15 protein-coding genes and 2 tRNA genes are annotated in these 15931 nt (G+C 60.0%); 2 read left to right on the forward strand and 15 right to left on the reverse strand.

Translation table 11 applies throughout. The annotated features are described in order from the left end of the window. Nucleotides 1–10: 10 nt before the first annotated feature. From BM399_RS09015 to BM399_RS09035, 4 genes are all read right to left on the reverse strand, one after another. Nucleotides 11–733 carry a DUF2497 domain-containing protein gene (locus tag BM399_RS09015; RefSeq protein WP_092867247.1) on the reverse strand — a complete coding sequence of 241 codons (723 nt, stop codon included), beginning with the start codon at nt 731–733 and terminating at the stop codon, nt 11–13. A 331-nt stretch (nt 734–1064) separates the two neighbouring features. Then, on the reverse strand, nt 1065–2705 hold the full coding sequence (locus tag BM399_RS09020) for a DUF2497 domain-containing protein (protein ID WP_143111389.1): 1641 nt from the start codon (nt 2703–2705) through the stop codon (nt 1065–1067). Between the two features lie 252 nt (nt 2706–2957). After that, nucleotides 2958–4322 (reverse strand): TolC family outer membrane protein, encoded by a 1365-nt coding sequence (locus BM399_RS09030; RefSeq protein WP_092867253.1) that lies wholly within the window; start codon nt 4320–4322, stop codon nt 2958–2960. Nucleotides 4323–4712: 390 nt separating this feature from the next. Continuing rightward, entirely contained in the window at nt 4713–5366 is a 654-nt protein-coding gene (locus tag BM399_RS09035) for a protein-L-isoaspartate O-methyltransferase family protein (RefSeq protein ID WP_092867255.1), read from the reverse strand. 254 nt (nt 5367–5620) lie between these two features. On the opposite strand from BM399_RS09035, the gene BM399_RS09040 reads away from it, so the two are divergent. Then, nucleotides 5621–5694, forward strand: a tRNA-Cys gene (locus BM399_RS09040). Between the two features lie 102 nt (nt 5695–5796). On the opposite strand, the gene BM399_RS09045 is transcribed toward BM399_RS09040, so the two are convergent. Together BM399_RS09045 and BM399_RS09050 are read right to left on the reverse strand one after the other, a co-directional pair. Next, nucleotides 5797–6018: a hypothetical protein gene (locus tag BM399_RS09045; RefSeq protein ID WP_092867257.1), complete on the reverse strand. Its 222-nt coding sequence runs from the start codon at nt 6016–6018 to the stop codon at nt 5797–5799. Next, complete coding sequence (locus BM399_RS09050) at nt 6015–6764, reverse strand: COG4280 domain-containing protein (protein WP_092867259.1); 750 nt, start codon at nt 6762–6764, stop codon at nt 6015–6017. Before BM399_RS09050 ends, BM399_RS09045 begins: the two co-directional genes overlap by 4 nt. A gap of 379 nt (nt 6765–7143) precedes the next feature. On the opposite strand from BM399_RS09050, the gene BM399_RS09055 reads away from it, so the two are divergent. Then, nucleotides 7144–7218 (forward strand) — tRNA-Asn (locus BM399_RS09055). A 367-nt stretch (nt 7219–7585) separates the two neighbouring features. Here BM399_RS09055 and mnhG read toward each other — a convergent pair. The 9 genes from mnhG to BM399_RS21140 form a co-directional block, all read right to left on the reverse strand. Further along, nucleotides 7586–7930, reverse strand: a complete 345-nt coding sequence (mnhG, locus tag BM399_RS09060) for a monovalent cation/H(+) antiporter subunit G (RefSeq protein ID WP_092867261.1) — start codon at nt 7928–7930, stop codon at nt 7586–7588. Continuing rightward, nucleotides 7927–8211, reverse strand: a complete 285-nt coding sequence (locus BM399_RS09065) for a K+/H+ antiporter subunit F (protein WP_092867263.1) — start codon at nt 8209–8211, stop codon at nt 7927–7929. The genes mnhG and BM399_RS09065 overlap by 4 nt, the downstream gene beginning before the upstream one ends. After that, a complete protein-coding gene (locus BM399_RS09070; protein ID WP_092867265.1) occupies nt 8208–8693 on the reverse strand; it encodes a Na+/H+ antiporter subunit E in 486 nt (161 codons plus the stop codon). Before BM399_RS09070 ends, BM399_RS09065 begins: the two co-directional genes overlap by 4 nt. After that, on the reverse strand, nt 8690–10312 hold the full coding sequence (locus BM399_RS09075; RefSeq protein ID WP_092867267.1) for a monovalent cation/H+ antiporter subunit D: 1623 nt from the start codon (nt 10310–10312) through the stop codon (nt 8690–8692). The genes BM399_RS09070 and BM399_RS09075 overlap by 4 nt, the downstream gene beginning before the upstream one ends. After that, nucleotides 10309–10653: a Na+/H+ antiporter subunit C gene (locus tag BM399_RS09080; RefSeq protein ID WP_092867269.1), complete on the reverse strand. Its 345-nt coding sequence runs from the start codon at nt 10651–10653 to the stop codon at nt 10309–10311. Before BM399_RS09080 ends, BM399_RS09075 begins: the two co-directional genes overlap by 4 nt. Continuing rightward, a complete protein-coding gene (locus BM399_RS09085) occupies nt 10653–13550 on the reverse strand; it encodes a monovalent cation/H+ antiporter subunit A (protein ID WP_092867271.1) in 2898 nt (965 codons plus the stop codon). Before BM399_RS09085 ends, BM399_RS09080 begins: the two co-directional genes overlap by 1 nt. Before the next feature lie 31 nt (nt 13551–13581). After that, on the reverse strand, nt 13582–14445 hold the full coding sequence (locus BM399_RS09090; protein ID WP_092867273.1) for a universal stress protein: 864 nt from the start codon (nt 14443–14445) through the stop codon (nt 13582–13584). Between the two features lie 141 nt (nt 14446–14586). Continuing rightward, entirely contained in the window at nt 14587–15006 is a 420-nt protein-coding gene (gene rnk / locus BM399_RS09095) for a nucleoside diphosphate kinase regulator (protein ID WP_092867275.1), read from the reverse strand. A gap of 531 nt (nt 15007–15537) precedes the next feature. Continuing rightward, entirely contained in the window at nt 15538–15687 is a 150-nt protein-coding gene (locus BM399_RS21140; protein WP_177228102.1) for a hypothetical protein, read from the reverse strand. Between the last annotated feature and the right edge of the window lie 244 nt (nt 15688–15931).

Consider the following 15931-nt stretch of genomic DNA (forward strand, 5'->3'; position numbering starts at 1 on the left):
AACCTTCGCGTCAACGACGCGAAGGTCCATTGAGCCCGGCGCCGGCCTCGTTCAAGAGGGCCTTCTCGACGATTTTGGGCATATTCTCGGTTAGCCACTGTCTCAGGATCGGCCGCAAAAGCTGCGCTGCCGCATCCTCAGCACCGTCCGCCGGTTCGTGGGAGGCGTAGAGCTCAGGCAGGCGCGGCGGTTGCGGGCGCTGCGGAAACTCGGCTTTGGGTGCGGGGGCCGCCGGTGCAGGTGCCGGAGCGGGCTGCGGCGCCTCGGGCGGCCGCGACATCGCGCTCATGCGATTGAGGCGGGTATCGAAGAATGTCGGCATGTTCCGCTTCTGGCTGTCGTTTTCAGCGGCAATCTTCTCCGCTGCCGCCGAAGAGTCTTCCTCGACCGCGACCAGGGTGACCGGCGGCGGTTCGATCATACGGCCGTGCGCCGGCTCGAACGGTATTACCGTGCGGGAGCGGTCGCGCTCCTGATGTCCACTTGATGCCAATGCTTCACTCAGCCTCCCAAGTAAATTGGGCCGCTCGGAGGTCTGTTGCGCTGCCGTCTTGAATATGGCCGGCAGTTCGAACTCCGCGGCTTCATCTGCGATCGTGCTTCGGCCGCGCAGGGTCGTGATGCGGACCTCGCGCTTTTCGCTTTCAAACATCGGGGATCGATCGGCAATGCTGGTCCGGATCGATGCCAGAATGTCTTCGACGTCGTGTTTCGCACCATTCATCATTGTCATGACGCTTCCTCTTCTGCGTACGAACTTCAAATTCGCAGAACCGCGTCGGCAGCCCCGTGTTGCCCCTCCGGTTCGTCGTATCTGGACAGATGAGGTAGTGTCTAACGCGCCCCCATCACCCCAGTGACGTAGCGGGCGTCCCGATCATTTTCGCTTTGATCGATGCGTCCCCCCGCTGACGCGAAGTTAGGACGAGGTCGAGGCAGCCGTGTGGCGAAAGCCACGCGCAAGAAAAAAATTTGTTGTAGCGGCTTGGCGTGTGGATGCGCAGCCGTCACCGATCTCCAAGACAAACGTCATGGAGTTGGGTTTTCCGGCGTTGATCAATGAGCTAGTCGCGGGGGTTCTTCTGGCCTGGCAACAGCCGCTCGGACATTTCGCGGCGGAGCGCACGCTCGAGGATCTTCGGCATGTTCTCGGCGAGCCAAGTTTTGAGCAGCGGCCGCAGCAGATCGGCGACCGCATCTTCCATCGGCCGATCCCCGGTGGTCAGTTCGTTCGACAGAGATGTCGCCGGGAGGGTGGATTCGTTGCTCTCGCTGCGGAGTGCGGGCGCAGCCGACGGCTCCTGACCGGTGCGAACGGGCTCCGGTGAGCGAACAGGTTGCTGCGCGACCGGTTCGGGTGCGAGTTCCGCAGTTGGAAGAACCTGCTGGGGCGGGCTCAGTCCGTACGACGGCCGGAACGCTTCCGACAGAGGCTCGAGCTTGCGCGATGGTCCGAGCGTCGCGGAAACGCTTGGAACGACGAACGTCTGACGCGGCTTCTGTGCGGACGCCGGTGCTTCCGAGCTTCCGAAACCGGCGCTCTTCGAGACCTCGAAGGCGTGACTTGCGTGCGAACCGTTGGCCGCGCCGTTCACTGGCGTTTCGTTAGCGCCGGAATAGGCCGGCCGTGCGTTGGCGAACGGCGGTTCGAATGGCGCCATCGCCGGCTTGGGCGCAGGTGCGGCTTCGATTGGCCGGGCCGGTTCGACCTTCGGTTCGAATTTAGCTTCGAATTTCGGTTCAGCCTTGGCTTCGAATTTCGGTTCGATCTTGGGTTCGAGTTTCGGCTCGATCTTGGCTTCGAACTTCGGTTCGATTTTCGGTTCGAACTTCGGCTCGATCTTCAGATCAGCCTTGGCTTCGGGTTGCAGCTCAATCTTAGGCTCGCTCTTCGCGAACGGCGACGGTCCAAGATCGAAGGCGAACGGGTCGACGCTGTCCGCCGGCTCGTTGGAGGGAGCGTCTGAAGGCGTCTTGCTCGGCGACACTGCGGGCCCTTCCTCCTTGCCAACAACCGTGTCGTGAGCCGGCGCGCTGCGGCCCTGGCGAAGAGCATTCAGATCATCATTGAGCAGCTCAGCAAGCTGCGCCTCGATCCGTGCGGTATCGCTTTCGACGACCGGATGAACATCGACGGGCGTCGCATCAACGACCACGGCCGGCTCGATGGGTTCAGCTTGTGCCGCGATCGTCTCGATCGAAATCGACTCTATCGTGATCGATTCAACCGTCACCGATTTTGGCGACGCTTCGGGTGACGCGGATCCGTTGCGCTGTGTCGGCGCGGGCTCCGCGGCCGGGAAATCATTTTTCTCGATCGGCGTGAAGGACGGCGTCCGCCGCTCGGCTTTGGCCGCCGCAGTTCCCGATTCCCGGCTGTCTTCAGCGGGGCGCGACCTCGATGGCTTTTCCGCATCGATGGATGGGGCCGGATTTGAGAAACTGTGCGCCGGCTTGATTTCAGGCTCGGTATCAGCCGGGTGTGAGGATTTCAGAAAAGCCTCACGCGACATGAAACCACGCTGCGGCGTGGGCGCGGACGGCGACGGCGCGGGCGACGTCTTCATGGCCGGGGAAAACGGAGCACCTGGTCTCGGCGGCGCCGATGGCGATCTCAGGCCGGACGAATCCTCCGCGATAATCTTGCGGATCGAGGCGAGGATTTCCTCCATGCTCGGCTCGGCTGTGGATTCCAGTCTCGACATACCCTACCTTTTCGCAAACAGGCCGCTTTCACCGAAAGCGTAGCGAACTCACCACACCCAACCGCCCTTGCCTTCCGTAGGACTCATTGAAGGCCCTCGGAGATCCAGCATGGTGGCAGGTTGCGGAAAAACCGCAACGATCCCACGAGCAGTTATCCCCGGAGAGAGGCACTCTCAAGGCGACGGGACACAATGAAATCTAAATCTTTCGGGCAAAAAATCCAGCCCTGGCAAAGCATAAGTTCAGGCCGCTCACTTGATCGGCGCGACTTCCATATGCTCCCGGCGCCCATCGTCGTGCGTGATGTCCAGGCCGAACCACTTGTTCCGGACTTCGAGGTAATGCACGTCCGGATTATAAACTGCGGTCGCGGCGCCGACCTCGGAGACGCTCAGGCGCCCGATGGCAGAGACCACCGTATAGGACGCAACCAAGATATTCCGCTTCGTTGTCTCGAGGTTCACCTGGGACTGAAGCAGTTCCTGCTGGGCGTTCAACACGTCTAGAACGGTACGCTGGCCAACCCGCTCTTCTTCACGCACGCCGTTGAGAGCGGTCGTGTTGGCGACGATCGAGGCCTTGTCGGATTCCTGCTGAGCCTTGAAGCCCTGCAGCTGCGCCCAGGCCTGAACGACTTGGGATTGAGAGGCTGCGCGCGCCACTTCGATTTGCTGAAGTGCTGCGATGTGATTGTGTTTGGCCTGCCGCACGCGGGCGTAGACTTCGCCGCCCGCCGGATAGATCGGAACGGTCACACGCCCGACGATCGAAGCCGATGTCGCCTCGTCGATGCCGTCCGACGGATCGAACTGATCGGTGTAATTTGCTTCAAGTTGTGCCTGAGGAAGCAAGGCGCCCCGAATTTGATCGACCGTGAACCGCTGAGCCTGCTCGAGATAGAGAGCCTGCACGACCTGGGGATTTTCTTTCACGCCTATCGCAATTGCATCTTCGAGCGACCGCGGGACGAGCTTCGTATTCGGATTTGCTTCGATCAGCCCCGTCGGCGGATGGCCGACGACCTGCTCGAAGATGGCGCGGCTCGACTTCAGATTGGCTTTGGCCTGATCGAGATCCGACTGGCCGAGGGCGCGCCGGGCTTCCGACTGCGCAACGTCGGTTCTCGTCACCTCGCCGACGCTGAAGCGGTCCCGCTGCGCTTTCAGCTCGGCATCGAGAAACTTCAAGTTGTTTTCGTTCAACTTAACGATGGCCTGGTCGCGAGTCACGTCGCCGAACGCGGTCACCGCATCGAGCAAAACCTGCTGTTCCGTCTGCCTCAGCGTCTCGCGCCCGGCGCGGTCGTTGGCTTCGGCGGCGTTGACAGCGTTCGTGACCTGAAAGCCGGTGAAGAGGGGCTGCACGAGATCGAGCGCATAGCCGCGCGGGGACGTAATCGCGCGGTTGGATTGTCCGATGAGCGGTGAGATGGTCGTGCTCTTCTCGCGGCCGACATTGGCGGAAGCGTTGATGTCCGGCCGATAGCCGGCATTGGCTCTCGCGATATCCTCGTCGCGCGCCCTTTGCGTCGCGCGGGCAGAATCGAGTGTCGGACTGTACTGATAGGTCGCCGTCAGCGCATCGAGCAGCGTTTCCGCGTGCGCCGTTGCAGTCATTGCGACGCCAACTGCCAAAGCCAGGAAAGTTCTAGACGCGTAACGGCCGACCGAGGTCGCGCCATTGCGTGACGATACTTTGCTCTTGGTTCTAGCCAATGGAATTCACCTGCACACCACTCTGCCCACCCTGAACAGAGAGGTCCCCCAATTATCCCCGTCTAGCCGATTCGATCTCGATCGACTAACCGGTTTCACTTCCCCTGAGCCCGACTGCTAACTTATGGCGGTATTCGCGCCACGCCAGAGCTCTCCGCTAATTTCTTCGAAAGAGTTGCTTTTTTCGCGCTTCCCCCGAAGCTCCCCCCGTAAACGTCTTAGCTTGCAAATCCCGTCTGCGACGGCCGCATACGGCTACCTGTGACCGGTTTGCCTCACTCAGCATGCGATTCAAAAAACGAAAGCCGGCCGCGCCTCTGCAAAGCCGGAAATCAAAGGTGCGGCAGCCTGGAACCCGTCTCGCCTTGCGAAGATGCTCGCGCGCTTATGCAGGACGACAGCACGACCTATCTTGTCATTTATCGCAATCGAGACCAACCGGCCGTTTTCGCGTATCTGATCCTTGATTGTGTCGGGTATCTTTTCGATGCCGCCTTCGATCAGCACGACGTCATAGGGGCCTTTCGCCGGCCAACCCGATGCGGCGGCACCCGAGACAGCGACGACATTTCCGATCGCAAGCGACGCGAACGCTTCGGCGGCGGCCTTCGCCCCTTGGCCGTCAGCAAAAAGTGCGACGACCGTCTTTGCCATCTCAGCCACGACGGCCGCGGCATAGCCCGACTCGCTGATCACGAGAACATTGTCGCCAGCGTCGAACTCGGCAAGCTGGATCAGTTTAGCGAGCACCACCGGTGGCAACGTTTCCTGCCCCGGCGCGATCGTTAAGCTCTCGTCGCTGTAAGCGAGGCTTGCGAGGCGAGCGGGAAGAAATTTTTCGCGCGGGATGTCCGTCATTGCTGCCGTGATGCGCCGGTCCGTCACGTCGCTTGGACGGATCTGGCTTTCGACCATGTTCTTGCGCTGCAATGCCACGTCTGCCATCGCCTATCTCCCCGCCCCCGAGATTTGTCGCCGAGGAGACCTCTATAGACGACGCGCCAACCGAGTGCGACGGGAACGCCGTCGCATGTGGAAAATTCATTCGTGGCCGTAACGGCTTGTAAGGAGAGACCGGTGTATGGTAGATGCCCGATCGGTCGACGGGCGTCTCGTCATGGTCCAGTGGAAGCATTTCCGAAACTTCGGAACCGCGTTCCATTTCAGATCCGATAAAGACGGCCGCACGATCGCAGAGAGGCCACGTGGCGGAGTGGTTACGTAGCGGACTGCAAATCCGCGTACCCCGGTTCAATTCCGGGCGTGGCCTCCATAAATCTTCATAGAAAATTGATAACTTTCAATGGATGGGGACGTACTCTCCCCTCCTGCCGGAAACTGCTGGTTTCATCGCTGCCCAACCGCTTTTCGCGGATCAGTCCCGCCGCGCACTATTCCGGGCCGTCCGCAACACGCTTCCAGCCAGAACCAAAACAATTGCGATCAGCAGGAATGCCCCTGCCCAGCTCGGCTGATTCTCAAGCCCGATGGTCAGTAAGGCCGTCAACGCGACGACGCCGAGGATTGCGATGGCGAGAAACTCGTCGTCCAGGAAAAGGCCGATGAGGCTGCGGAAAATTTCTGCGATCGTCGTCATTGAGAAACCCTTCCGGTCGTGCGCCGGAGCAGTGCTGCGAGCGCGAGGCCGGTGATCAAAAACACGCCGACGAATTCGATGATCACCAGATCCTCTCCGTGCCACGCGATGCCGAGCCCTTCTCCCGTCCAAAACACGCCAAACGCCGACAGCATGACTCCGACGCCGAATTTCAGGGCGTTCTCAGGCACGCGCGACAACGGCTTGTGGACGGCGAGCCCGATCAGAAGGACGAGGCCGCAGGCTGCCAAGGCGCCGACGCTCGCCGGCCAGAGCATGTCGCGCACCGAGCCGACCGCGATGACGATGAAAACGACCTCGAGACCTTCAAGCAAGACCGCCTTGAACGATGTCACGCCCGCAATCCAATCAAGCCGGGATTTATGGCGCGCGCCTTCGTCGCGAATGAGTGACGTTTCCTTGGTGAAGGCGATCGCTTCGTCGTGCAGCGGGATGATGCCTGCGGCGCGCAGAATAGCTTTCCTCAGCCACCGCATGCCGAACAATAGAAGCAGCACGCCGATGACGAACTGTAGCGCGTGAATGGGAAAGATGCTGAGAACCGGTCCCAGCGCGATCACGATTGCCGCAAGCGTTGCCAATCCAGCGACGGACCCGAGTATTGCAGGACGCCAACCTTGGAACGTGCTGGCCGCGAGGACGATGGTGAAGGCTTCAACCGCTTCCACCAGCGAGGCCAGAAAGGCCGTGGCGACCGCGGGCCAGACAATCGAGAAACTGCTCATCGAAAATGCATTCCATCACTAGCGGCCGCCGATGTTGGCAAGCCTCGGCCGTTGGCCTGCCTCGGCGCGGGAGCGATCCTAGCATGAAAGCCACCCGTCGAGCTGTCGCAGGCAAAGTTGCGCAGGTCGCGGAGTTCGCTCGTGAATTCCCTTCCAACGCGTCGTTCGCCCCTTGCGCACCCCATCAAAGAAGGCTACCAACCCGCCCTGTCGGATGGACTGAAGACCAGCGCGTGCCACTACTTTTCCGCCTGGTCGCCGCCTTCGACGCATGTGCTTCCACTTGTCGCCGCTTGGCGCCGTTGAAGGCACTGAAGAAAATAGCCTTGAGGCCTCGCCAGCGCGGATACGTTCTGCTATGCGGGGCGCTTCTCGGCATTCCGCGGTAGCTCAGTGGTAGAGCGTCCGACTGTTAATCGGATGGTCGTAGGTTCGAATCCTACCCGCGGAGCCAATTTTCCACTTACGACTGCTAAATCTTCAAATATTCCAATATGTTATTTCTGAATTTTAGGTCTAACATTTGGGCCTAAAAAAGCGAATCGAACCCGAAGACGGGCCGCCTTGCTCCCGACGACCGAGGAAGCCAGCAAAACGGCCCCAGAAATTTGGCAGTAATCAACCGCTTCTTATGACTTCGCGAGTTTTCCGAACACGGCTTCAGCACCCAGAACCAGCGGATCGAATTGGTCGGTCTTGGCCGCGGCCCATGTCATCCAGTCCGTGAGGTTGCAACCGGCGACTTCAACTGATCCTGAACTCTCGCAATGAGTGGATTCCGGACTATTCTGGATTGAGCCTGATGCCGCCGTTGACCGTACTCAGTCTGCAGGGTGCGAAGGCATGTGGTCCTTGCCCGCGTCCTTGTCACGGTGCAGGGCTGCTTTTACCAGCAGCATCAGGGTGATCGGAGTCGTGACCGTCACAAAGATCATGATCAGGACCTCGTGGAAGACCGGCCGCGACTGCAGCACTGAGAAATAAATGATCGAGGCGATCAGGACGCATCCGATCCCGAGCGTCGTCCCGATGGTCGGCGCGTGCACGCGCGCATAGAAGCTCTTGAAGCGCAGAAGGCCGATGGTCCCGATCAGCGTTAGGATCGAGCCAAGAAGCACGAGAATGGCGGTCAGTACTGCGACCCAATCGGGCAATCCGGGCGTCATTCGATCGTCTCCCCGCGCATGAGGAACTTGGCCAACGCGGACGTACCGACAAATCCGAGCAGTGCGATCACCAGTGCGGCCTCGAAGTAGACGGTATCTCCGGTCTGGATACCGAAGGTCAAAATGAGACCCATCCCGGCGACATAGAATGCGTCGAGTGCCAGTACGCGGTTTTGCGCACTGGGTCCCCGCAGCATCCGAATGACTGAAAAGGCCATGGCCATCACGAAGAGCAACTCAGCGAGCGCGAGCGACCACAGCAGAAACGTCTGTGCGTTCATTCGAAAATCTCCATGAGAGCTCGTTCGTAGCGTGTTTTGATGAGCTGGACCCATGTCGTCTCGTCGATCAGGTCGAGAACATGGATCAGGAGCAATCCCTTCGCGCTGTCGAAGCTGACCCACACTGTACCCGGCGTCGATGTGATGATGCACGCAAGGGTCGCTAAGGCGTAGTGATCGCGGAGCTCGAGAGGGATCGTCACAAATCCGGACTTTGCCGGCGGGGTCGGAGCAAGGATGATGCGGGTAACGGCGATGTTGGACCGCACGATATCCAATAGAACTACGAAGGCGAGCCGGACGATCGCAAATGGTTTTCGAACGCGCGTTCTCGGCATCTCGAGCGTCGAAATCGCGAGCCCGCCCGCAACGGCGATGACACCGCCGAGAAGAACGTGTCCTGGCGATAGTGACTGGTTAAGCAACAGCCAGAGACCAAGCAGGAACACTGAGAGGACTGGGTGGGGAACCAGGGCCGTCATGGGCTGCCCTCCAGTGGCCGTTCGACCCGCGGCGCAGATAGAACTCCTTTTATATAGGTCTCCGGCGCGTGAAGATCATGCGCTGTGGCCTGCATGAAGCGCGCCGCGGGTTCAGCCTTGATCGTGAGGACAACGCAGAGCGCTAACAAGCCGACGATGGGCAATACCTCCAGAAAGCGGACGGTCGGCACATTGCTTTCGACGGGGACCCAGAACACCCGAATGCCGGCGCGCATCAATGCGAACAACACCGCGAGGCCCGACACCAGCAAGAGAGCCATCAGAACCCATGGCGTGGCGTCCGCGCTCAGATCGGGCAGCTGAAAGAGCGCGGTTAGCATGAGGAACTTTGCGATGAATCCCGATAGCGGGGGAAGTCCAGCCAGCAGCAGCGCACAGATGGCGAACCCGATGCCGAGGATGGCCATCGTGGCCGGGAACGCGATGCCGACCGGTTCGATCTCGTTTTCCTCACCGTCACCGAATGCTTCCAACGTCACGGCGATCAAATCAGCGCCTGCAATCCTGCCGCGCTCGATCACCTCGATCAGCAGAAAGAAGGCGGCAAGCGCGAGCGTCGAGATGACGAGATAGAACAAGGCGCCGCCGGTCACGCCCGCGTTGCCGACAGTGATAACGGCGAGCAAAGTCCCAGACGATACCAGCACGCTGTACGAAGCGAGACGCGCGAGATCCTGAGATGCAAGAAGGCCGACCGAGCCGAATATCACGGTCGCGATACCGCCGATCAGGAGCCATTCATGGCCGAAGGCAGCGGATGCCCCGGCTCCCGCGCCGAACAGCAAGAGCCACAGCCGCAGAATCGCATAGATGCCGACCTTCGTCATGATTGCGAACATGGCCGCCACTGGCGGCGCCACGACGGAGTAGGTCGCGGGCAACCAGAAGCAGAGCGGCCACATCCCCGCCTTGATGAGAAACGCAACGCCAAGAATAGCGGCTCCGGCCTCGAGCAACATTCGCTCGCTCTCGGGCACAGCCGGGATGCGGGCCGCAAGGTCCGCCATGTTGAGCGTGCCTGTCGCACCGTAAATCAGACTGACGCCGATCAGGAACAGCGAAGAGGCCGCGAGGTTGATTGCGATGTAGTGCAAGCCAGCCTTCACCCTCAACACCCCGGAACCGTGAAGCGCAAGGCCGTAAGAGGCTGCGAGGAGCACCTCGAAGAAGACAAACAGGTTGAACAAATCGCCGGTGAGGAACACGCCGTTCAAGCCCGCCAGCATGAACTGCACAAGAGCATGGAAATAGGATCCCGCACTGTGCCAGCGAGCGATCGAGAACATGAGCCCGGCAAGCACAACCACGCCGGTTAACGCCAGCATGAGCGCGGAAAGCCGGTCCACGACGAGGACGATCCCGAAAGGCGCTGGCCAATTGCCCAGCTGATAGACGCTTACCGCGCTTCCCCCGTCGGGTGCCTGCGCATCGGCGATGCCGAGCAGGGTGAACGCAATGGCGATTGTGCCCAGGGTCGAAATGAGTGCGATGGCGGCCTTGAGGGTCCGCATGCGCTCCGGCAGCGGCACCATCAGTGCCGCCGTTACAAGCGGTAGCAGGATGGGGGCGATAACAAGATGCTCGACAGTGACGCTCACGTGCCTGACCTCCGCCCATCGACGTGATCGGTACGTGTCAAGCCACGCGCTGCGAGAAGAACGACGAGAAAAAGGGCCGTCATCGCAAAGGTGATTACGATAGCTGTCAACACCAGCGCCTGCGGCACCGGATCAGCATAGTGCGCAAGGTCGGCGGGTACGCCCGGTTTGAGGAGAGGTGGCGCGGCGGACTGAACGCGGCCCATCGAAAAAATGAAAAGGTTGACCGCATACGATAGCAACGACAGTCCGATAAGAACCTGATAGGTGCGCGACCGCAGCAGCAGCCAGATGCCGGAACTCGTCAATGCGCCGATGCTGAGCGCGAGAATGATCTCCATTATCCGACTCCGTCTGCTACGGCCGACGGCATGCTTGGCTTGCGATGCGTGCGGATCGTTTGATGCGCCAGCGCGATCAGGATTAGGACCGTGGCGCCCAGCACGATCGCCAGGACGCCAAAATCGAAAAAGAGCGTGCTCGAGATGTGGACGTCTCCGATGATCGGCAGATGCGCAATGAACATGTGCGACGTCAGGAAGGGGTAGCCGACGAGCCAAGCGGCAATGCCCGTCGCAAACGCAAATGCGAACCCGAGGGCCATCCAGCGCAGCGGGTAGACCCGGATCCGATGTTCCACCCAAACAGTGCCCATTGCCATGTACTGGAGAATAATGGCGATCGCCATCGAGAGCCCGGCGACGAATCCGCCGCCCGGGAAGTCGTGGCCGCGCAGGAACAGGTAGATGGCGAAGGTACCGATAACCGGAAACAGAAGACGCATGATGACGGACGGGACCAGCAAATAGTCGGCAAAGGTCTCGCCGGGCTGCCGGTCGGGATGGTCGACGTCAAAGGCTTCCTGCACGCGCTTCCGCTCAGGAACAGACAAACTCTCAGGGGCCGGCCGGAAGCGGCGCAGAAGTGCGAAGACAGAGAGCGCCACAATGCAAAGCACCGAAACTTCACCGAGCGTGTCGAACCCTCGGAAGTCGACCAGGATCACATTGACGACGTTGCGGCCACCACCCTCCGTGTAGGAGCGTTCCAGGAAATGATCTGCGATGCCATCGGGCAGGACCTGCCGCGTCAGGACCGCGAACGAAACCGCCGCGAGCCCCGCGCCCGCAGCCAGCGCGATCGAGAGATCGACGTAGCGTCTCATCAATGTCGACGAGTCGGCCTGCCGCAATCCCTCGTCAAGCCGTTTGGGAAGCCAGCGCAAGCCGAGAAGGATGAGCACCATCGTCACGACTTCGACCAGCAGCTGTGTGAGGGCGAGATCTGGCGCGGACAAGTAAATGAAGGTGATGCAGGTAGCGAGCCCTGCTCCACCCATTAAAATGAGCGCCGCCAGCCGGTGAAACTTCGCCTGCTGCGCCGTCGCCAAAGCGCAAACGATGCCAATGATCCAGACGAGTGCGAACGCGGGGTCGATGGGCGTGAGCTCCATGGTCTCCGGCAGAAGCTTGTGGCCCACTAGCGGCAAAAACCCGGCGACAAGCGCGACGCAGACCAGAATTCGCAACTGCGTTTGTAGCCTCTGTGTACCCAGCAAGCCCAATATGCGTCGTGCCCAGGCGCTGACCGTGTCGCCCACCGACAGCCGGCTCTTTGCCAAAACGAACAGGGGGCCGGTATCGAGGTTATAAACGCGGAGCACCGCGTAGGTCGCGACGCCGCCCGCGAGGGCGATGATGCTCATAAGAAACGGCAGCGTGAAGCCGTGCCAAACCGCGAGATCGAACACAGGCGCATTGGGCCCCAGGACCGAGGCGACGGCGATATTCAGGAACGGCCCGATGGTCAAGTTCGGTACGATGCCGACCACCAGACACACGACGACGAGAAGTTCGATGGGGAAGCGCATCCAGTGCGGCGGCTCTTTTGGCGTCCGAGGCAACGTGGCCGGCGGACCGAAGAATACGTCCCGGATAAACCGTAAGGAGTAGGCAACGCTGAACATGGCTGCCAGGGTCGCGACGTAGGGCAGAGCGTCGTCAAGCAACGACCCGTTGTGCGTCGCGATGGTCTCCGCAAAGAACATCTCCTTGGATAGAAACCCGTTGAGCAGCGGCACGCCCGCCATCGCCGCAGCGGCGACCATCGCCAACGTCGCCGTCACCGGCAAGAAGCGGTAAAGCCCGCTGAGCCGTCTGATGTCCCGCGTGCCGGTCTCGTGATCTATGATGCCGACCCCCATGAACAGCGACGCCTTGAACGTCGCATGGTTCAGCATGTGGAAGATGGCTGCCACCGTTGCGAGCGGCGAATCCAAGCCGAGAAGCAGCGTGATCAACCCCAGATGGCTGAGGGTGGAGTACGCCAGGACACTCTTGAGGTCGTTCTGGAACATGGCAAGGAACGCACCCATGACGAACGTCACGAGACCTGCCGAGCCTACGATGTAGAGCCAATAGTCGGTGCCGCCGAGCACCGGCCACAACCTTGCCAGCAGGAACACTCCCGCCTTCACCATTGTTGCCGAATGCAGGTACGCCGACACCGGCGTCGGCGCGGCCATGGCGCGCGGAAGCCAGAAGTGGAACGGAAACTGTGCGCTTTTTGTCAGCGCGCCGATGAGGATAAGAACCAGCGCGGGGAGATAGAGCGCGTGACCACGGATGACATCTCCGGCCGCGAGAACACGGTCGAGATCGTAGCTTCCAGCGATATGACCGAGCACGATAACGCCGGCGAACAGACATAGGCCGCCAGAGGCGGTAACTGTCAGTGCTATACGCGCGCCGGCCCGCGCGCTGGCGTCGTGATGCCAATAGCCGATCAGCAGGAATGAGAAAAAGCTCGTCAGCTCCCAAAAGAACACCAGCTGGATCAGGTTGCCCGAGAGCGCGATGCCGAGCATCGACCCCATGAAGGCGAGCAGAAACGCGAAGAAGCGCGGAACGGGATCCTCAGGCGACATGTAATACCGCGCATAGAGGAACACGAGGAACCCCACGCCGGTAATGAGAAGCGCGAAAATCCAGGCAAACCCGTCGACCCGCAGCACGAAGGAAAGCCCCGCTGACGGTATCCATTCGAACTCGGAACGGACAATCTGCTCATCCGCCATTGCGGGGTAGAGGAGCGACAGGGAGACCAGTACGCAAAGTGCGGTCCCGCAGGCCAACCACGCTTCCGCATTGCGCGCGTTTGTGGGGAGTAACGACGCGACGAGACTGCCGACGAACGGAAGTGCTATCGTCGCGAGTAGCAGCGTGTCGCTTGAGAACATCAATCCCGCATCTTGTTCGTGTTTCCGAAGATCAGCTGGCCATCGAGCGTCTCGGCACCGCCAGAATATCTAATTCCATCGTGCGCAACAGCTGCTCGGCGACACTTCCCAATAGCATCTTGGCCACTCCTGAACGGCCATGTGTCCCTACCACAAGAAGCTCAGGACCAATTGCGTCGACTGCCTTGGATATGACTGGGACCGGGTCGCCCTCCGCAACGTAATACGAACATCGTGCCGCGTCGAACGACCGCGACGTCAAATAACCCTGCAGCTCGGAGGTGGCTCGCTGCTGCTCAGTCTCGACATAGGCACTAATTCGTTCGTCCGTTACATCGGCGAACGCCAACTTCGATTTTGCAATCGCGTCGAAAGCATGAACGACTGTGACGCGCGCATCGTCGAGGATCCCAAGGGCGCTTGCGCAAGACAAAGCGTTTGTTGATGTGTCCGACAGATCCAGAGCGATGAGCACACTCCCATAAGCCTGTGCAGCTTCACTATTCACCATAAGAACCGGCCACGTACCCGTGCGGATGACGCGCTCGATTGTTGTGCCCACGAAAACATCGCGCAGGAGCTGTTTTCGGTGGCAGCCCATGACAATCAAGTTGGCATTCACCGCAGTGGCCACTTTCATGATTGCATCATGCGGCGCCCCGATTGCAACACTCGGATGACACTGCACGTCGCGCAGCTCAGGGATCGACGCAATCTGCTCGTCGAGGATCTTGCGGCTTTCGGCGACTTCGAGGGCGACCAGCGCTTCCGGCTCTTCATCCACAATGTGAAGGAGTGTGAGCTCAGCGCCGGACTGGCGCGCAAGCACCGCCGCTTGTCGAATTGCCCGATGGGCTCGGGTTGAAAAATCTGTAGCAGCAAGAATGCGCTTCATCTGCCTTCTCCTCGTTGCAGGTGCGCACGATCTCCCTGCTCTCGCGCGAGCCTTTCGCTCGGTCGACGCGCCACGCACCCGTACGAGACCCACGATTCGAGCATGGTCACCCTCGCGTTCGCGAGCACGCCTCGTCCTTGATCAGGAACTCGTCGATCGTTGTACCACAGAAATGACCCTCAACTTGTGGGGACGCCCATCATTCCCTTGAAGCATCATCATTTGACCGGCTGACAGACCGAACAGTGCGGCGCCGACAGGCGTAAGGATCGAAATCTTTCCCGCGTCGATGTCCGCGTCGCGTGGATACACGATTTCCACGCGACGACGGTTGGTATCGTCCAGGACGAATTCGACGCGCGAGTTCATGCGAACCACATTCCGAGGCACCTTCTCTTCGGAAACGACATGGGCTCGTTCGAGCTCGCGGAGAAGGCTTTGAGCCGCGTCACGCGACCGCTGAGTTAAGTCAGCCGCAGTCGCCAGCGTAAACAGGCTGCGTTCTTCATTTTCGCTAACGAAAATCTGCGGCAGTGCCTCGGACACAGGGTGAAACAACATGGGTGACCTCAATTAATTTTAGCACGCAGCCAATTCGCACGGACGGGTTCGGCGCGCGACCGGCTGACGCGTATCAAGCGCGGAGGCGCTTGGTGCACGATGTGCGAAACGTTTTGTGTGAAAGGTTGTTCGTCCCCCGGACTCAGGGGCGCAAGGCGAGCCGAGCCGGGGCTAAATTCCCGTGACGTCAGATCCCGCTAAGGGAAGTTTCGAATAAAAGCCAGTCTCTATGAACATGACCGAATAATGGGAAATGCAGCGGTGTTCGTCAACGGGCGTAAGGTCCCAGTTGAAATGTTCGTCTCTCAGTTCCTCGTGCTCTGTTTTGTGATTGAGCAGTGTCGCTTCATTCCAAAGCGTCTTGGCTGCCCTGCGCGGCCGAGCGGATACCGAACGAAATGCGATCTTAATCTTCTCGAGCGGATGACGTCCGTATGTTCATCAGCACCACGGGACGACTTGAGTAACCGCAGAGATGCGGCGCAGCGAGCCGACGAGGTTTGCAGTCCGCTGCGCCGTCGTGATCAGTTTTTACGTGCCAGTTTGTGCTGGCTGTACAGCTTGAAGACTTGCATATCCTGATATTTTTTTCTTCTCGCGCTTCCTGTTGTTGCGACCTTCATAGGCATAATTGCGGGGGGGAACAGGCAGGTTGCGGCCCTTACTCTTGCGCTTTGCCATCTCGGTTTCCTTTAGCTTTCTGAACTCGTCGCCTCTTCAGACTTCGCTCGAGCTGCGGCGTGGCAAGCATCGATGAAGAAGGCGAACGCCTGCTGTTGATGTTTTGTGGAAGGAGCTAGGCGTCAGGCCGAAGTCAGCATCCGGCTTGCGGCGGAGATGCCGTTCAGCTCAAAAGCAGCCAAAACAAGCGAGGTAATGCTCGTCGGAGTTCAGGCCTGCGGGTATCGCACTGAGACCTACATTC

The sequence above is a fragment of the Hyphomicrobium facile genome (assembly GCF_900116175.1).
GTDB classification, from domain to species: domain Bacteria; phylum Pseudomonadota; class Alphaproteobacteria; order Rhizobiales; family Hyphomicrobiaceae; genus Hyphomicrobium_B; species Hyphomicrobium_B facile.

Excerpts from the sequence above, each read along its gene's own strand:
- mnhG (WP_092867261.1), bottom strand. The coding sequence starts at position 7,930 with ATGACGCCCGGATTGCCCGATTGGGTCGCAGTACTGACCGCCATTCTC.
- BM399_RS09050 (WP_092867259.1), bottom strand. The coding sequence starts at position 6,764 with ATGAGCAGTTTCTCGATTGTCTGGCCCGCGGTCGCCACGGCCTTTCTG.
- rnk (WP_092867275.1), bottom strand. The coding sequence starts at position 15,006 with ATGTTGTTTCACCCTGTGTCCGAGGCACTGCCGCAGATTTTCGTTAGC.
- BM399_RS09065 (WP_092867263.1), bottom strand. The coding sequence starts at position 8,211 with ATGAACGCACAGACGTTTCTGCTGTGGTCGCTCGCGCTCGCTGAGTTG.
- BM399_RS09090 (WP_092867273.1), bottom strand. The coding sequence starts at position 14,445 with ATGAAGCGCATTCTTGCTGCTACAGATTTTTCAACCCGAGCCCATCGG.
- BM399_RS21140 (WP_177228102.1), bottom strand. The coding sequence starts at position 15,687 with ATGGCAAAGCGCAAGAGTAAGGGCCGCAACCTGCCTGTTCCCCCCCGC.
- BM399_RS09085 (WP_092867271.1), bottom strand. The coding sequence starts at position 13,550 with ATGTTCTCAAGCGACACGCTGCTACTCGCGACGATAGCACTTCCGTTC.
- BM399_RS09015 (WP_092867247.1), bottom strand. The coding sequence starts at position 733 with ATGACAATGATGAATGGTGCGAAACACGACGTCGAAGACATTCTGGCA.
- BM399_RS09030 (WP_092867253.1), bottom strand. The coding sequence starts at position 4,322 with ATGACTGCAACGGCGCACGCGGAAACGCTGCTCGATGCGCTGACGGCG.
- BM399_RS09080 (WP_092867269.1), bottom strand. The coding sequence starts at position 10,653 with ATGGAGATCATTCTCGCGCTCAGCATCGGCGCATTGACGAGTTCCGGC.
- BM399_RS09020 (WP_143111389.1), bottom strand. The coding sequence starts at position 2,705 with ATGTCGAGACTGGAATCCACAGCCGAGCCGAGCATGGAGGAAATCCTC.
- BM399_RS09070 (WP_092867265.1), bottom strand. The coding sequence starts at position 8,693 with ATGACGGCCCTGGTTCCCCACCCAGTCCTCTCAGTGTTCCTGCTTGGT.
- BM399_RS09045 (WP_092867257.1), bottom strand. The coding sequence starts at position 6,018 with ATGACGACGATCGCAGAAATTTTCCGCAGCCTCATCGGCCTTTTCCTG.
- BM399_RS09035 (WP_092867255.1), bottom strand. The coding sequence starts at position 5,366 with ATGGCAGACGTGGCATTGCAGCGCAAGAACATGGTCGAAAGCCAGATC.